Annotated in this window: 13 protein-coding genes and 1 pseudogene; 6 read left to right on the forward strand and 8 right to left on the reverse strand. The window is 38.3% G+C overall.

Annotated features, from left to right (window positions below; genetic code table 11):
- Window positions 1–69: 69 nt before the first annotated feature.
- From QE450_RS17435 to QE450_RS17450, 4 genes are all read left to right on the forward strand, one after another.
- On the forward strand, window positions 70–984 hold the full coding sequence (locus tag QE450_RS17435; RefSeq protein WP_301263628.1) for a sigma-70 family RNA polymerase sigma factor: 915 nt from the start codon (window positions 70–72) through the stop codon (window positions 982–984).
- An 88-nt stretch (window positions 985–1072) separates the two neighbouring features.
- Window positions 1073–1519, forward strand: coding sequence for a carboxymuconolactone decarboxylase family protein (locus QE450_RS17440; RefSeq protein ID WP_273613823.1), 447 nt, complete (start codon window positions 1073–1075; stop codon window positions 1517–1519).
- Between the two features lie 594 nt (window positions 1520–2113).
- Window positions 2114–3751 (forward strand): copper amine oxidase N-terminal domain-containing protein, encoded by a 1638-nt coding sequence (locus tag QE450_RS17445; protein ID WP_307300878.1) that lies wholly within the window; start codon window positions 2114–2116, stop codon window positions 3749–3751.
- A gap of 239 nt (window positions 3752–3990) precedes the next feature.
- On the forward strand, window positions 3991–5199 hold the full coding sequence (locus QE450_RS17450; RefSeq protein ID WP_307300880.1) for an ATP-binding protein: 1209 nt from the start codon (window positions 3991–3993) through the stop codon (window positions 5197–5199).
- A gap of 61 nt (window positions 5200–5260) precedes the next feature.
- Here the strand turns inward: QE450_RS17450 and QE450_RS17455 are convergent, their stop codons facing one another.
- A complete protein-coding gene (locus tag QE450_RS17455; RefSeq protein WP_307300882.1) occupies window positions 5261–6460 on the reverse strand; it encodes a sensor histidine kinase in 1200 nt (399 codons plus the stop codon).
- Window positions 6461–6576: 116 nt separating this feature from the next.
- Window positions 6577–6993 (reverse strand): GNAT family N-acetyltransferase, encoded by a 417-nt coding sequence (locus QE450_RS17460; protein ID WP_307300884.1) that lies wholly within the window; start codon window positions 6991–6993, stop codon window positions 6577–6579.
- Between the two features lie 226 nt (window positions 6994–7219).
- Between QE450_RS17460 and QE450_RS17465 the strand changes: the two genes are divergently transcribed.
- Complete coding sequence (locus tag QE450_RS17465; RefSeq protein WP_307300886.1) at window positions 7220–7999, forward strand: hypothetical protein; 780 nt, start codon at window positions 7220–7222, stop codon at window positions 7997–7999.
- Window positions 8000–8095: 96 nt separating this feature from the next.
- Here QE450_RS17465 and QE450_RS17470 read toward each other — a convergent pair whose 3' ends face one another.
- Both QE450_RS17470 and QE450_RS17475 read right to left on the reverse strand, forming a co-directional pair.
- On the reverse strand, window positions 8096–8983 hold the full coding sequence (locus QE450_RS17470) for a formate/nitrite transporter family protein (protein ID WP_307300888.1): 888 nt from the start codon (window positions 8981–8983) through the stop codon (window positions 8096–8098).
- Between the two features lie 238 nt (window positions 8984–9221).
- Complete coding sequence (locus QE450_RS17475) at window positions 9222–10583, reverse strand: FAD-dependent oxidoreductase (protein ID WP_307300890.1); 1362 nt, start codon at window positions 10581–10583, stop codon at window positions 9222–9224.
- Window positions 10584–11004: 421 nt separating this feature from the next.
- Between QE450_RS17475 and QE450_RS17480 the strand changes: the two genes are divergently transcribed.
- A complete protein-coding gene (locus QE450_RS17480) occupies window positions 11005–11661 on the forward strand; it encodes a pyridoxine/pyridoxamine 5'-phosphate oxidase (protein WP_307300892.1) in 657 nt (218 codons plus the stop codon).
- 168 nt (window positions 11662–11829) lie between these two features.
- Here the strand turns inward: QE450_RS17480 and QE450_RS17485 are convergent.
- The 4 genes and pseudogenes from QE450_RS17485 to glsA all read right to left on the reverse strand — a co-directional run bounded on the left by QE450_RS17485 (window position 11830) and on the right by glsA (window position 16118).
- Window positions 11830–12695, reverse strand: a pseudogene (locus QE450_RS17485) (ABC transporter ATP-binding protein).
- Window positions 12696–12853: 158 nt separating this feature from the next.
- On the reverse strand, window positions 12854–13867 hold the full coding sequence (locus tag QE450_RS17490; RefSeq protein ID WP_373462052.1) for a FecCD family ABC transporter permease: 1014 nt from the start codon (window positions 13865–13867) through the stop codon (window positions 12854–12856).
- A gap of 8 nt (window positions 13868–13875) precedes the next feature.
- Window positions 13876–14931: a FecCD family ABC transporter permease gene (locus QE450_RS17495; protein WP_273613833.1), complete on the reverse strand. Its 1056-nt coding sequence runs from the start codon at window positions 14929–14931 to the stop codon at window positions 13876–13878.
- A 245-nt stretch (window positions 14932–15176) separates the two neighbouring features.
- Window positions 15177–16118: a glutaminase A gene (gene glsA / locus QE450_RS17500; RefSeq protein WP_204826224.1), complete on the reverse strand. Its 942-nt coding sequence runs from the start codon at window positions 16116–16118 to the stop codon at window positions 15177–15179.
- Window positions 16119–16143: the final 25 nt, after the last annotated feature.

Consider the following 16143-nt stretch of genomic DNA (forward strand, 5'->3'; position numbering starts at 1 on the left):
ACCATGTAACGCTGTACATCGATTATTCCTATCGTATTACTGATATTAATAAGGAGATAGATTTCCAATATGACTTCTTTATTTAGTAACCATATCGAACACTTATATGTAGAATATCGTTCATTACTGACTGCTGTCGCTTATCGCATTACAGGGATGCGTACCGAAGCCGAAGATATTGTACAAGACCTTTTTATCTATCTTAGTACTAGCAACTGGAATCATGAGCAAGTTAATAATATTCGTGCTTATCTGATTCAGTCGACAGTCAATCGAAGCTTGAATGTACTGGAATCGGCACGAATCAAACGTGTAGAGTATCCGGGGGTATGGTTGCCTGAACCTCATGTGAACGAATGGTCTTCATCTTCAGTATCTTCACGTACATCAGAGTTAACAGAAAGTGCAGATACTTCTATTATACTAACCGATGATATTAGTTATGCAGTGATGGTATTGCTCGATCAATTGACACCTGTAGAGCGTGCGATTTTTGTATTGCGACAATCCTTTGATTTTTCTTATCGAGAGATTGCCCTATGGATGAATCGCTCAGAAGCTACTTGCCGCAAAATATTCAGTCGTGCTGTGCCCAAGCTACAAGAAGCGCAAGCGTCTGAATCGATTGCCTCTGAGCACAAATTAGCATTTACGCGTGCTTTTTTGCAAGCTACTCAGACAGGTAACTTTTCTTCTTTATTGGAATTACTTCAACAGGATATGCGTCTTTACACAGATGGCGGTGGTAAAGTTAAATCGGCTTTACGTCCTATTTTCGATCGTCGACGTGTGATTTCGTTCTTCAATGGTATTGCTGCTAAAGGGTCACTGACAGGAGAATGGTCAATCATATCGATCAATGGTGAAATAGGTCTACAACTTCAGCGTGAAGGGGTAACGGTAGCCGTTTATTCCTTTAGATATAATGCATCAGGACAAGTCGATCATATCTTTATGATCTCAAATCCAGACAAAATTAGCTAAGCTTGTCACAAATCGGTTTCCTCATTTGTCTAGTCTATATAAGCTTCTATCAAGCTTGTGACTATTTTATATTTCAGGAGGATAACCAATGCAAACACGTATGGATTATTACAAAGTACACCCGAAAGTCTATTCCCTTATGGGGCAAATGGAGAAATTTATCAAAGAACAGGATCTTGACCCTGTTCTATATGAATTGATCAAAATTCGCGCTTCACAAATCAATGGATGTGCGTTCTGTCTGGATGCTCATACACGCGATTTGCGCAAAATGGGTGAATCGGAAGAACGGATCGCTTTGACCAGTGTATGGAGAGAATGCCCTTATTATACAGACGCTGAAAAAGCAGTTCTTCATCTTACTGAAGTGGTAACTGAAATTACAGTGCAAGGAGTACCTCAAGCTGTATACAATGAGGTGTTACAGCACTTTAGCGAGAAACAATATATGGATATTATTGTAGCGATTAACACCATCAATAACTGGAATCGCATAGCGATTTCGACCGGTATGTTTCCGGGTTGTAAAGATTAAAAAAAATTTATAAATGACCTGTTTCAATATTTGTGTCCGTGTTTAACAATAAGTAACGGCAATTGGCGAGAATGATGTCCCCTTCGTTCTCACTTCTGCTATATCATGGACCACTCCCGGAATCCGCCATATTACGGTTTCGTTCCCCCGAACCGCACTATGGCGGATTTCATTTGTTTTGACCTATTCTATTTCCTACATCATATATATAAATGATGAAAGTGCCCTTATCATAAGGGCACTTTTTTTATTCTCTTTTCTTCTATTTCCGCTATTCTTTAAAATTATATAAGACACTTAGTTTAATTTCTGAGAAATGTGTTTATACATTATTCGTGAGTATGCAAGTAAAAAAAGGTAAGTTCATTATTCTACTACAGTGGGGCTGGTGATCGGGTAGCAAGGTCAGGAACGTATGATAAAGAAACAGTCGTCATGACTGCAATGAGAGCATGATATGACTTCGCTTCAGCCTCGCTTTTGAAATAAAAAAATAAATAAAGTGATCCAAAACCAATTATCTTTCGTTCATCTGTGTATGGACGGCAACATTTGATACACACAAAAAAATGTAAATACAAAGGGAGCTTACTTATGAAAATTCAAAAACTAATTGTACCCGCATTAAGTCTTTCTTTACTTCTTCCAACAACAGGAGCATTCGCAGCAACACCAACAACAGCGACTCCTACAGTTAGCACAAAAGCTGCTGACCTTCGTGCAGGACTTGATTACTTACTTTCCGAGCATTTCGCATTAGCTGTTGTTGCAATGACTAAAGCATACGAAGGTGCACCTGATGCTAAACAAGCATACGATGCATTAGATCAAAATGCGCTAGATATGCAACCTGCTATCGAAGCAATCTACGGTAAAGCAGGCGCGGCTGAATTTGAACGAATTTTCCGTGCTCACAACAAATACACAGACAACTTGGTAAAAGCAACTAAAATGGACAACAAAGCCGCTATCAAAAAAGCAGAAGCTCAAGTACAAAGCTTTGTAGATGAGTTCTCTAAATTCCTAGCAACAGCTACAGAAGGCAAATTGCCACAAAAAGCGGCTGCTCAAGCTCTTCGTCTACATGAAGATCAAGTACAAGACGTATTTGAAAAATATGTAGCTGGCGATTACACAGGTGCTTACACAGAATATCGTGAAGGTTTCGCTACAATGTTCACAGTAAGTAAAGCGCTATCAGGAGCAATCGTTGCTCAAAATCCTGCTAAATTCAACAACGGTTCTGTAGATACACCAGCAGCTGACCTACGCTCTGCACTAAACCAATTAGCAGCAGAACACTTTGCATTGTCTGTATTGCAAATGCAAAAACAATACAATGGCGAAGATAAAGATTCTGCAGCATTGATCAAAGCAGAAGCTAGCAACACAGCAGCATTCAAAAAAGCAATCACTTCGATCTATGGTGCAGAAGGTGGTAACCAGTTCGAAAAAATCTGGGTAACCAACCACATCAAAGCACAAAGTGATTATGTAACAGCATTGAAAAAAGGTGACAAAACATCTCTACAAGCTGTAAAAGATCGTATTAGTGATTTCACAACAGAATTCTCTACTTTCTTAGGTACAGCAACAGCAAACAACTTGCCTGCAGCTGCTGCTAAAAAAGCATTAGTCGCTCATGAAGGTCAAGTTCAAATGGTTATCGATAACTATGCTGCTAAGAAATATGAAGCTGCATACAAAGCAGATCGTGAAGGATTCAAAACAATGTTCGGTATCGGCGAAGCTTTGGGTGGCGCAATTGTAAAACAATACCCTGATAAATTCAAAATGACTGCTGCTAAACCTATGCCAGCTAAACCAGCAACACCTGCTAAAGATGCTTCTATGATGAAAGTATGGATGAAATTAAACAGCAAACAACTTAAAGTTGGCGACAAAATGACAACAATGGATACAATGCCTATGGTGAAAAACGGTACAACGTACATTCCATTGCGTTACCTTGCAGAAGGTATTGGCGCTAAAGTAGCTTGGGATAAATCTGCTGGTCAAGTTACAGTAATGGCTGGTAAAGATACAATGAAATTCTGGGTTGGTAAAAACACTGTTGATGTTAACGGTAAAACTCAAAAAATCGAAGCAGTATCTATGGTAGATAGCAACGGTAGAACAATGGTTCCTTTACGCTCCATCACTGAATTGCTAGGTTGGGATGTTAAATGGAATAAATCTACTGGTGAAATTACATTAACAAAATCAATGTAATTACTGTTTCCCCTTTTATACCTTTCGTATAAAATAGTCTAATCTTATAAAAGGCACTCTTGTTGATTCTGACTAGAGTGCCTTTTTTCGGCTTATTGTCTGTTTTTTTCAAATATGGATATGATTCATTAAATTAGTTTATAATAAATTAGTTAACAATAACGTATATAACAGATGATAAAATAGATAAGACTATATTTCGATTCTATTATGAATCTAAGCCAATCGAGGTGTTGCGTATGAAAGACACAATAGAAACGATTAAACAGCAACGAGAATTAGAATTAGAAGTTATCAAGTTACGTTTACAATCGTATAATCAGCAACAAGTGATCGTTCTTTCGGAGCAAGCGTTAAAACAGAAAACAGAATTTATCGCTATGCTTAGTCATGAAATCAGAACACCTATGAACGGTATTGTCACGATGACCGATTTATTAAAACAAACCACCTTAGAAGAAGATCAACAACATTATGTTAATATTTTGGAATCCAGTAGTGATGCACTAATGGCTCTTGTCGATAATTTGCTAGATATCAGTAAATTAGAATCCGGTCATATGATGATCGAAAAACATCCTTTTGACTTGATAAATACGATTGAAGATCTGGTCTATGCCCTATCTCCCAAAGCGTTCAAAAACAATGTAGAAGTGATTCTTGATATTGAGTCAGATATTCCTTTGTTTGTGATCGGAGATGCACTCAAAATCAGGCAAGTGATTATGAATTTATTACAAAATGCAGTTAAATTCACACACGAAGGTGAAATACTGGTATCGCTATTATTGCTTTCTCCGGTAGAAGATGAGCAAAATCTTACTGTTAAAATTTCTATTCGTGATACAGGGATTGGGATGTCTGAGGAGCAACTAACGCAATTATTTGAAAACTATGTACAGGTTCATCATAATAACGAACATCATCAATACGGAGGTACAGGGCTAGGGCTTGCGATTACTAAAAGCCTTGTCGAATTGATGAAAGGTACAGTGGAAGTCACTAGCAAAAAAGATGTCGGTTCTGAATTTAGTGTCAGTATTGAATTTGAACGATATACTGATCTGCCTTCTATTCCTTTTGAAAAGGATGTACTTAAAGATGTACGCATCTTGTTAATAGACAATAATACAACTAGCCTGGAGTTAATTTCGATGATGTTGTCTGATTGGGGCGCAGATGTTAGTGTGATCTCAGAAATGAATGATGTGTTTTTTAATACGATTCAACATGAACATTTCGATGTCTGTCTACTGGATCTGGATAGTATTGATATGGAGGCGTGGGAACATCACCAAAAGATGTTACAAGATAAACCGCTATTTTTGCTTGCCCCACTTGGCAACAAAATAGAAGGTGAATTTAGAGCGTTATTTCAGACGATTATTACCAAACCGATCCGTAAACTACATTTGTTAAATACGATCCTTGCGAAAGCCAAAAAATAAAAGTACAAAAAAACTGCTATACGTATTCAGTCAAGATGAATCGTACAGCAGTTTTTTGATGTTAATCGATCTCTACAGCTAATACACCATTGAGTAAGTGAAGCTTGCGAATAGGCTTAGTGATCACCGCTTTAAACATATCTTTAAATTCACCTTCCACTTTATCGCCCAGAGGAGCTAATACAGCCAATGGTTGTTTTTTCAAATTTGCTTTTTCGCGTTCCCACAAATGTGGGTTGATCGTACGCAGATCGATTAGAATCAGGTCATACGTACTCTCTTGAATGTCTTCAAAAAATTCCTCATTCATTTCCAATCGATATGTTACGCTAGCTCCCCATTCTATCAGCAGATTACAGATTAATTGACTACTGGTTTTATTTTGATCCAGTACCATCACATTCATCAGTGATAATAGATCTTTTTTGAAGGGAATGGCAGGCACTTCCATATATTTTTTAAAATTGAATACGATACTTATCTCTGTTCCTATATCGACTTCACTTTTCACTTCGATCTTTCCATTCATTAATTCAATCAACTGCTTTGTAATAGCTAATCCTAACCCTGTTCCGCCGTAATGATGATCATCCGACTTATGAACCTGACTATAATTATGAAAAAGATGAGATAGCTGTGTTGCCGACATTCCAATCCCTGTATCACGAATAATGATTTGTACTGAAGCCAGTTCTACAGCAGATTCAAGCATTAGTAATGATATCTGTATCTCGCCTTTATGTGTGAATTTAATCGAATTTTGCACCAGATTCATAATCATTTGTCTTACTTTAAGCGCATCCCCCATCACAAATAAAGGAATCTCCGATTCAATAGCAAGAATCACTTCAACCTCTTTTTGAAAAGCACGCGGAGAAACAGAATAGAGCAAATCTTCTATAACATTAATCAGATCAAAAGGATCATGATCCAGTTGCATCTTACCTGCTTCCATTTTACTCAAATCCAATATATTGTTCACTAACGCCACTAATGTGACATTGCTAGTATTCATTAAATCCAAATAATAGCGCTGTTCTGTATTGACCGAAGTCTGTTCGAGTAGTGCAGTCAATGACAAAATAGCATTCATCGACGTGCGAATCTCATGACTCAACATCGCAAGAAATTCAGCATTGTGTCGTAACGTTTGTTCAGCAAGGTTGCGATATTCAAGATGTTCATCTATTAAAGATTTCAAATGAATATTTTCAACTTCTAATTCCTGGTAACGTATACTCCACTTGCTCCGGTTATTCATTTTTACGCTCCTGATCAATCAGTATGAGATTCACGTTCTCTCTCTATTACCCAATATCAACCTTAATATATTACATATTTATAAATATATAATATTTTTCCATTTGTAATACTTATTTATAAATATTTTTGTAAGTATATTTTCGATTGTCCTTTGATCGGAATATCTTTTATTTCTCCAAAGATCACATATCCATATTTCATATAAAAATGCGGAGCTTGCCAGCTCATCGTCGTCAATTCACTTATGGTAGCGCCCTGTTGTCTTGCTTGATCTTCAATCGCTTGTAACAACTTCGCTCCAACGCCCTGACCTCTATATGCAGGATCAACCGCCAGATATCGAATATAGAGTAACCCCCATGCCATAGCCCCTGTCACTCCACCGATGTATTGTTCCCCTTCATAAGCAGCCAGTGAGAAAGGAATACTTTCATAATCAGGGATATGAAGATCATTATTCATATTATGCTGATCTAAAAATACTCCAATCTGCGGTACATTGTGATCTAGGGATAGTTCTTGAATATGCAAAAATATCACCTGCTCTTTCGGAGATTGTAGTGGAACAAATCTTAGATTATATTCGTTAAAAGTGTAAGTATACAGTAATTTTTCTAATTATGTATTTAAAACAATCGACTTATAATAAACATATTGTAAAGAACCTTTATAACGATTTTGTAAATAACTCTTCTTTCCATTGGGACAGATCCATAGATTCAATATATATAAAATAAATAAAAGAGGAGGAACATACATGTTTAAGAAAGCTATATTATTAACAATGATTTTGTTGTTAATACCTATATCAGCATTTGCGTCTTCAATACCTTCTAGCATCGAAGGAGCTATTAAAGAGGATTTAAAAAAGCAAAAGACTGAGCTAGATATACTTACAAAAAACTCTAAAAACAATAGTATCGTAAATAAGGGAACAGACCAAAAGACAGAATTAGGTGATGGATATTCTGTCTATATGATTAATACGGCTAACCATGTGAAAAATGATGTTCATAATAAATCATCGTCATTAGATAATTTTTTACAATTTAATGGATATTTATTTGTAATTGAAAGTAATAATAGAAGCAAGGCTATTGCTTTTGCAGATCGTGCACCTGATTATAATGAAATTACTCAATTTTCTACAGATACTGATTTTGCTAATCAAATTAAAAAAGCTAAAAGCTTAATTGGTTATAATAAAGATAGTAAAGTTTTGTACGATGGAGCTAATCAGATCATTGCACTAGTTACTAAAAAAGATACCGTAGAAAAAGTAGCTCTTTTAAAAGATAGTATGCTTAATAATATGAATGCTTTTGATGTCTTTAACTCTGAGGATTTTATTGCAAAGATTATTTCATCGCAAGAACAGAGATCAAAAATAGCTGCTATATCTAATGAACCAGTTTCAGATGGAGGAGTCACAAATCTACCTATAAACAATAAAAGTTCCTTGAGAATCAAACCAGCGATCGTGGTTACTTCTATTTTTCTATTAGGTTTTATTGTATTTTATTTTAATAAAAAATGAAGTTTTTTCATTTAAGATTTTGTATGAGCAAATTTAATATTTGAAAATCAAAAAAAGGTCTTCCATAAGAAGGAGACCTTTTTTTATTTTGCTATATCAATGCGCTTGATCGCTATGTTGTAAAGGTAATGCTGATGTAGCCGATACTGCTGGCATCGTTGAAACAGTAGGTTCGTTATGTTGAGCATGTCCTGAACCGGCAGGTGTTAGTTGGTTTTCTTTTTTGATATAAGCTGTGAAATAAATTCCTGCTACGAAAACCGCTCCACCGGTTAGATTACCTAGCCATACTGGAATAAAGTTCATAAAATACATATCCCAAGAATAATACCCTGCAAAGATTGCGGCTGGAATCAAAAACATATTAGCGACAACGTGCTGAAATCCGATAGCGACAAATGCCATCGTTGGGAACCAGATTCCTAGTATTTTACCACTGATACTATCTGCGCTATAGGATAACCAGACAGCCAGAGCCACCAACCAGTTACAACCGATCCCGGATAAGAACATCTGTGCAAAGCTTCCTTCTAACTTGTGCCCTGCCATTTCTACCGTTTTGGTTAAGTAAGGACCTGTCTCGGTTAACCCTACTACATGCCCGAAGAAGTAAGCGACAAATAAAGCACCTAATAGATTGGCTACTGTAATAGCTAGTAAATTACGGGCAACTTCTACTGTACTGATCCGCTTTGCCATCCGCGCTAATGGAACAGCCATCATATTACCGGTTAACAATTCTCCACCAGCTACAAGTACCAGAATCAATCCTACAGGGAACAATGCCGCCCCGATAAAGTTAGCAAAACTTCCCCAGGATTCAGGTGTATTGGCGATCACTCGAATATCTAACAAAAACCCTAATGCAATAAAAGCTCCACCCAAAAAGCCAAGTACTAACATCTGTATCCATGTCGACTTGGCTTTGATAATTCCAGTCTCAATCGTATTCATTGCAATCTGTTGTGGTTTGTAATAAGCCATGTGTTGCATCCCCCTTGTAAGCATCTATTTCCGCATAATTAAATTACCTTTTCATATTTCAATTTTAATACAACTACTTTGTGAAAAAAGTAACAAATGTCACTTTGCGAAAAGTTTTGTGAAATTAAGCACAAAAGCCTGTACAGTGGGGGAACTGTACAGGCTTTGTTTAGGGGTAGACTTTTATAATGATAAATAGGAGCTTGCCATGATACACATTTACTTTGTTCTTCTTTAATTAAGCGTGAACTTCTTGTTGCGTCTGAATTGGTGCTAATGCTTGCAACCCTACTGTATTCAAGTAGTTCCACGGTTTGTTGTAATGTGGTTGGAAGAAGAAGTCGATAAAGGCTAATTGATCGACTGTCATTTGATTTTGGATACAGACAGAGATCGTATTGATCGATTGAGTTAAGTCGACTTTAGACATCAATTGTGCACCTAAGATACGGCGTGTTTCTTTTTCATAGACTACTTTCAAGGTCACTGTCTCATGTGTCGGCATAAATTCTGGACGGTAGTGATCGTGCATGGTGCTTGTTTCTACATTCAAGCCTGCTTCACGAGCGGCTGTCTCAGTCATTCCTGTGCATGCAATATTATCTTCGTAAATTTTGATACCAGATGTTCCTTGGGTTCCCATATATTCATTAGTCGGTTGTACTAGATTACGAGCAACAAGTGTACCCATACGTACTGCATTGGTAGCTAAAGGAATATAGGCGTGTTTACCTGTAGGATTGTAGAAGATCGCACAGCTATCTCCAGCAGCGAATACATCTTTTTTGCTTGTTTGCATATATTTGTCGACTAAGATTGCACCATTGACTAACATATCGACTTGTCCTTTAAGCAATTCAGTATTCGGACGGAATCCGATACATAAGATCACCATATCTGCTTCGTGTGTCGCTTTGTCAGTAACGACTGTTGTGACTTTACCATCTTCACCTGTGAATTTTACCACTTTCTCAGATAGCGCAAGTTCAATGCCATGTTCTTGTAGAGACTCTTCGGTACGATCTGTAAATTCAGGGTCAAGATATTTGCTCAAAATACGTTCTTCAGCATCGATCAAAGTAACTTGTTTACCATTCATTTGGAATGCTTCTACCAGTTCAACACCGATATAACCTGCACCGACAACGACGATGTTTTTAGCATGTTGTGCTTTTTCAATAATCGTATTCGAGTGATTGTAGTTTTTGCAAAGTAAAATGTTATCCAGTTCGATCCCTTCAAATTTAGGAACGATCGGCCAAGAACCAGTAGTCATAATTAATTTGTCATACGTATCTGTAAGTTCAATACCTGTAGTCAGGTCACGAGCTTTCAATGTTTTGTTGTCTGTATCTATCGCTGTCACTTCATGCAACATTTTAGTCGTTACTCCTAGAGCAGCTAATTGATCTGGAGAAGAGTAAAATAATCCGTCTGGATCATTAACAACGCCACCTACATATAACGCAATCCCGCAAGATAGAAATGAGATATTATCGTTACGTTCATACACAGTGATCTCAGCATCCGGGTATAATTTAGCGGTATTAACAACAGCGGCAGTTCCTGCGTGAGTACATCCTATAACAGCTACTTTCATGGTTTGTTCCTCCTGATAAATCTGTATTTTTATTATTGTAAATTCTTCTTATCCAATGGTGTACAGTCTGTGCTAACTATCCGACAAGTCACATTCAGGTGAATTAAGATGTTAGGAGTAAGAGAAGTGTGTAGTTTCTCTATCTGTCCATCTTCTAGCTGACTGTTCTATTTTTTAATATGGTCTTTTTTCGTTTTGTTTAAGTTGTGAATTAATTCACCTTGTGTTGCTATTATATTGTGATTTTTATCACATTACAAGAGGTTTACGATAAGTTCGCAATTTGTTCATATTTTCACAAAGTTTTATAAAGTTATATATAGATATGTTTCTAGTATGCCATTTTTGATTATCGGGTTTATTTGCTATACATTGGTTATGTTATAGTGAGAACAAATTAGATATAGAGGTGGTTAGTAATATGAGTGCACAATCAAGCAATATCTTGCGTGGTTTGAAAGCTTTATCTGGCCCTTTCCCTACATGGGATACTCAATCTCTACCGGATTGTCCGACAGATCTCTTTTTAAATTGGATGAAATTAGCTATTGAAATGAAGGTTAAAGAACCGCATGCGATGACTATTTCTACTGTCGATTCGGATGGTTTTCCAGATGCACGTGTATTGATTATTAAAGAAGCTAAAGACGATTCGTTTTATTTTGCTACTGGCTTAGAAAGTCAGAAAGGTCAACATATCCAGCATAATCCAAAGGTAGCACTAACATTCTACTGGCCAGAGTTAGGTAGACAGATTCGTATTCGAGGTATAGCGGAAGATATGGGACTTGAAGCAGGAGCTATCGATTTGAGAAGACGTTCCCCTATCGCACGTGCTGTTGCAATGACAGAACGCCAGAGCCAACCTTTAGCAAGCGAAGAAGAATTGGAACGCTCGGTTGCTATGCAAGAGCAAAAGATCGAACAAGATCCTGATGTCGTGACACCGAACTGGCGACTATTTGCTGTTCATGCTCAAGAGATCGAATTCTGGCAAGCCGATCCTGATCGCAAACATACACGTTATCAGTATATTCTCCATGATGGGCAATGGACACATCAGCAGTTGTGGCCTTAAACAGATCGTAGATATTATTTTGCAAATTCGTCTTTCGATCATTTTCTATTGTAAAAGCAAAATCATTTTTATACGATTTTGCTTTTTTATTTTGCACAAAAAAATCAGTAATTCTCTCCTATACAAGAAGAAAACTACTGATTTGATATACCTACTAGTATTCTATTATTAGTTGTGTGCTATACGCATGGCATGTTGATGACGAACTTCGCTCACTTGTTGTTCTTTTTGTACTGCTTCAGCAATATGACCTTCTAGCGCATAAGGCAGACACAAAGGCACTCCACTGCGCGGATCTGTAACGATATCCGCTTCGATACCAAATACGTTACGAAGCACATCACAAGAAACCACTTCTACTGGTGTTCCTTCTGCTACCGCTTTACCATTTTTGATCGCGATCATATGATGAGCATAACGAGACGCATGGTTCAGATCATGCACAACCATCACAATGGTACGTTGAGAGTCAGCATTCAGCTTTTCTAACAATTGCAGTACTTCTAATTGATGCGCCATATCTAAAAAGGTCGTCGGCTCATCCAAAAATAAAATCTCGGTATCTTGTGCAAGTGCCATTGCAATCCAGGCACGTTGACGCTGACCACCGGATAGCTGATCGATAGGACGATCATAGAAATCGACCATACCTGTCGCTTCGATAGCCCATTCTACCATCGCTTTATCTTCTGCTTTCATCGAACCGAATCCTTTTTGATAAGGAAAACGTCCGTACGATACCAATTCAGTGACAGTTAATCCTTCAGGTGCTTTGTCGGATTCTGAGGCAAAATGGCTAATTGCTTGGCAATTTCACGAGTAGATTGTTTATGGATCGATTTGCCGTCCAGTAATACTGCTCCCGATTTGGGTTGCATAATACGTGCCATCGTTTTCAGTATCGTTGATTTGCCTGAACCATTGGCTCCGACTAATGCTGTAATCTGTCCTTGAGGAATCTGTACACTCAAGTCTTGTACAATCAAACGATCTTCATATGCAATATCAAGCTTAGACGTCATTAAACGAACCATTGTTATCCACCCTTTTCAGTGAACCCGATGTATGATACACCTGACTTCACTCTGTATTTTCAATCTTATATTGAACGATTACCATTCATCATTAGCAACAGCGACACAACTTATTCATTTTATATTTTGCTTGGTAATACTGCGCATATCATTTACTGTTATGCTTTGGAACGTGCTAATAAGTATAAGAAGTATGGTGCACCAATAATAGCGACCATCACCCCTGCGGGAATTTCAGAATTTTGCAATAGTGATCGACCGACCATATCTGCTGTTAGCAACAGTACAGCGCCGATCAATGCAGATACCGGAATCACATGCTCATAACGAGGCCCTACCAGACGACGAGCAATATGCGGACCAAGTAGACCAATAAATCCAATCCCTCCACTCACTGCTACACAAGCGGCGCTAATCGCTACCGCAACGACTAACAATATCATTCTTTGTATATTCAGATGTGAGCCCAGCCCTGTAGCTGTCTCATCTCCCAAAGAGAACACGTCCAATTGTCTTGCTTTCCACAACGCTATCGGAATAAGTACGATTAACCATGGTAATAAAGCAATCACGAATTTCCAGCTACTGCCCCAGATACTTCCCGCTTGCCATGTAGCAATAAAGTTAAATTCATTCGGATCTAATCGAATCGTAAGTACGATCATCAATGCATTAATTCCTGCGGCAAGTGCTATCCCTGATAAGACCAGACGTGCAGACGATATCCCTTTATGACGTTTGTATGCCATCAGATAAATAATAATCGCCGCTGCAAAGGCTCCGATTAATGCTAGAAAAGGCAATAACATCGGTGAAGTAGATTCACGTTGCGGATTCGTCACTACATATAATACGACCGCTAATCCTGCTCCCGAGTTAATACCAAGAATCCCCGGATCGGCGAGTCCATTGCGAGATACCCCTTGCAGAATAGCTCCTGCTATCGCCAAGCCAATTCCTACTAACAAAGCAATCACAATTCGGGGCAATCGAAATTCAAATAAAATCAAATGTTGCTTCGGTGTTCCGCCTCCAAATAAAGTACTTAATACTTCCAGTGGAGACATTTTACTAAATCCTGTATTCATGCTTAGCAACAAAACGCCAAAAGCGATCAGTGCTAACACAATTAATGTAATGGTTGTGCGTATCGTACGCTTCCGGTGAAACATCGCTTGATTCACAGATTATCCCTCACTTTCTTCCGAATAATATAGAAGAAGTAAGGCACACCAATTACAGCAATAAGCGCACTAACCGGTGTTTCATGAGGAGGATTACTTAATCGTCCTATCGTATCTGCAAATACCATCAACAATGCTCCTAGAATCGCAGACGTAGGAATCACCCATTTATAATCGACACCTACCATCGCACGCGCCGCATGCGGGATCATTAGACCTAGAAAGCCTACAGCTCCTACTGTCGATACCGAAGCGCCTGCTAACACCATGACAGCCAGTACAGCGCCTAAGCGTACTAACGCTGTACGTTGTCCCAATCCAGAAGCAACATCATCACCCAGACTGAGAATCGTTATCGAACGAGAAAGGAATAAAGAGCCAATTAGCGCTAACAGAATCCATGGCCATAATATATCTACTTGCGACCATGTAACCCCTGCGACACCACCGGCATACCAGAACGCTATATCTTGTGAGATTCGAAAATACAATGCAATCCCTTCTGATAATGCGACTAATAAAGCTGCAACTGCTGATCCTGCTAATGCCAGACGTACCGGACTTAGTCCACCTTTGGCAAGTGAACCGATTCCATAGACCAGCCCTACACCAAGTGCTGCTCCTGCAAAAGAAAACAGAATTAATTGATTAAACGACAGCCCTGGAAAAAAAGCAAAACAAAGTGCTAACACAAATCCTGCTCCTGCATTAACCCCGAGTAACCCCGGGTCTGCGATCGGGTTGCGTGTCATTCCTTGCATCAATGCGCCGGATACAGCAAAAGCCGCTCCAACCAGTGCACCTGCAATCGTACGTGGTAAGCGAAGTTCCCAAATGATTTGATGATCACTATTTGAAGGATTAAAAGCCACTAACGCTTGCCAGACTTCTTCAAGCGGAATATCTTTACTTCCTTTTGCAATTGAAAATGCACAACCTAATATCAACAGGACAAGCCCACCGATGATGATCGAAATTGCTGTGTAAGGACGCGACCATATCTGCTCTTTAGGTGAGGTCTGTCTGCCTTTCACAACATTGCTGCGATTCATAAGCAAGCCTCTTTCTACATCAAAATCTATGTTTTCATTTATAGTCGTTGTTATAAAAGCTATAATTGCATATGTTTAAAGATACTGATAATCATTATCATTTGTCAACACTTATCACAAAAAAACGTCTAAATTCCTCTGTTTTTAGAGAATTTAGACGTTTTTAACTTTTAACTATTATTCTTTTTTAGCTAAATACTATCCACAAAGTCTAAATGTACTTCATTTTATGCCAAAATATCACCTTAAAATAAGCTCCAATCGAACTCTTTAGATAGACGCTCTAACAAATGTACACCTGCGATACTATTGCCTCTTTTGTTCAGTGAAGGCCCTACCAATCCGATGCCATACTGTCCGGGAACCATCGTCAAGATTCCACCTGACACTCCACTTTTAGCAGGCAGACCGACATCGATCGCAAATTCTCCAGAAGCATTGTACATCCCGCATGTAATCATAAATGTTTTGGCTATCTGTACATAACGACGTGGAATCAATTCTTCACCAGAACAAGGATCTACACCGTCAAAAGCAAGTACAAGCGCCATTCGTGCCAGATCTGCACAATTCACTTCAATCGAACAATGGCGGAAATACACTTCTAACACATCATCTACCGGATCTTTAATAATCCCATTTTGCTTGAGGAAATAAGCTAGAGAACGATTCAAATGACCGGATTCTGTCTCTGATTCATAGACTGCCAAATTGTAATCTATTTTATCATTGGCTGCGAGCTTGCGGAAAAATTGAAGCACACGCTCTGACTTTTCTTGCGGATTCTCACCTGAAATCAATGAAGATACAGTGATCGCTCCTGCATTAATCAACGGATTAAACGGAATTCCTGGCTCTACTAATTCTAATTTGATCATCGAATCAAAATCATCGCCTGTCGGTTCTTTTCCTACATTAAAAAATACAGCTTCTTCTCCATGATCCATCAGTGCCAGTATTAAAGTAAATACTTTGGATATACTTTGCATGGTAAAAGGAATGCCGCAATCGCCTGCTGATATCACTTTTCCTTGCGAATCGGCGATAAAAATACCTAAAGCATCTTGTGAAGATTTGGCAAGCTCTGGAATATAAGAAGCTACCTTTCCCTGACTGGTATGCAGACGGCTAGTTTCTAACCAATCAGGCAATAATGTTTTTAATCGTTCCATCTGTTCTTGACTCATCGATAGTCCTCCTTCAAATACCTAC

This window comes from Paenibacillus sp. SORGH_AS_0306, from assembly GCF_030819345.1.
GTDB classification, from domain to species: domain Bacteria; phylum Bacillota; class Bacilli; order Paenibacillales; family Paenibacillaceae; genus Saccharibacillus; species Saccharibacillus kyungheensis.

Coding starts and splice junctions, on each gene's coding strand:
- QE450_RS17435 (WP_301263628.1), top strand. CDS start 70: ATGACTTCTTTATTTAGTAACCATATCGAACACTTATATGTAGAATAT.
- QE450_RS17490 (WP_373462052.1), bottom strand. CDS start 13,867: ATGTTTCACCGGAAGCGTACGATACGCACAACCATTACATTAATTGTG.
- QE450_RS17465 (WP_307300886.1), top strand. CDS start 7,220: ATGTTTAAGAAAGCTATATTATTAACAATGATTTTGTTGTTAATACCT.
- QE450_RS17455 (WP_307300882.1), bottom strand. CDS start 6,460: ATGAATAACCGGAGCAAGTGGAGTATACGTTACCAGGAATTAGAAGTT.
- QE450_RS17480 (WP_307300892.1), top strand. CDS start 11,005: ATGAGTGCACAATCAAGCAATATCTTGCGTGGTTTGAAAGCTTTATCT.
- QE450_RS17450 (WP_307300880.1), top strand. CDS start 3,991: ATGAAAGACACAATAGAAACGATTAAACAGCAACGAGAATTAGAATTA.
- QE450_RS17470 (WP_307300888.1), bottom strand. CDS start 8,983: ATGGCTTATTACAAACCACAACAGATTGCAATGAATACGATTGAGACT.
- QE450_RS17495 (WP_273613833.1), bottom strand. CDS start 14,931: ATGAATCGCAGCAATGTTGTGAAAGGCAGACAGACCTCACCTAAAGAG.
- QE450_RS17440 (WP_273613823.1), top strand. CDS start 1,073: ATGCAAACACGTATGGATTATTACAAAGTACACCCGAAAGTCTATTCC.
- QE450_RS17445 (WP_307300878.1), top strand. CDS start 2,114: ATGAAAATTCAAAAACTAATTGTACCCGCATTAAGTCTTTCTTTACTT.
- glsA (WP_204826224.1), bottom strand. CDS start 16,118: ATGAGTCAAGAACAGATGGAACGATTAAAAACATTATTGCCTGATTGG.
- QE450_RS17475 (WP_307300890.1), bottom strand. CDS start 10,583: ATGAAAGTAGCTGTTATAGGATGTACTCACGCAGGAACTGCCGCTGTT.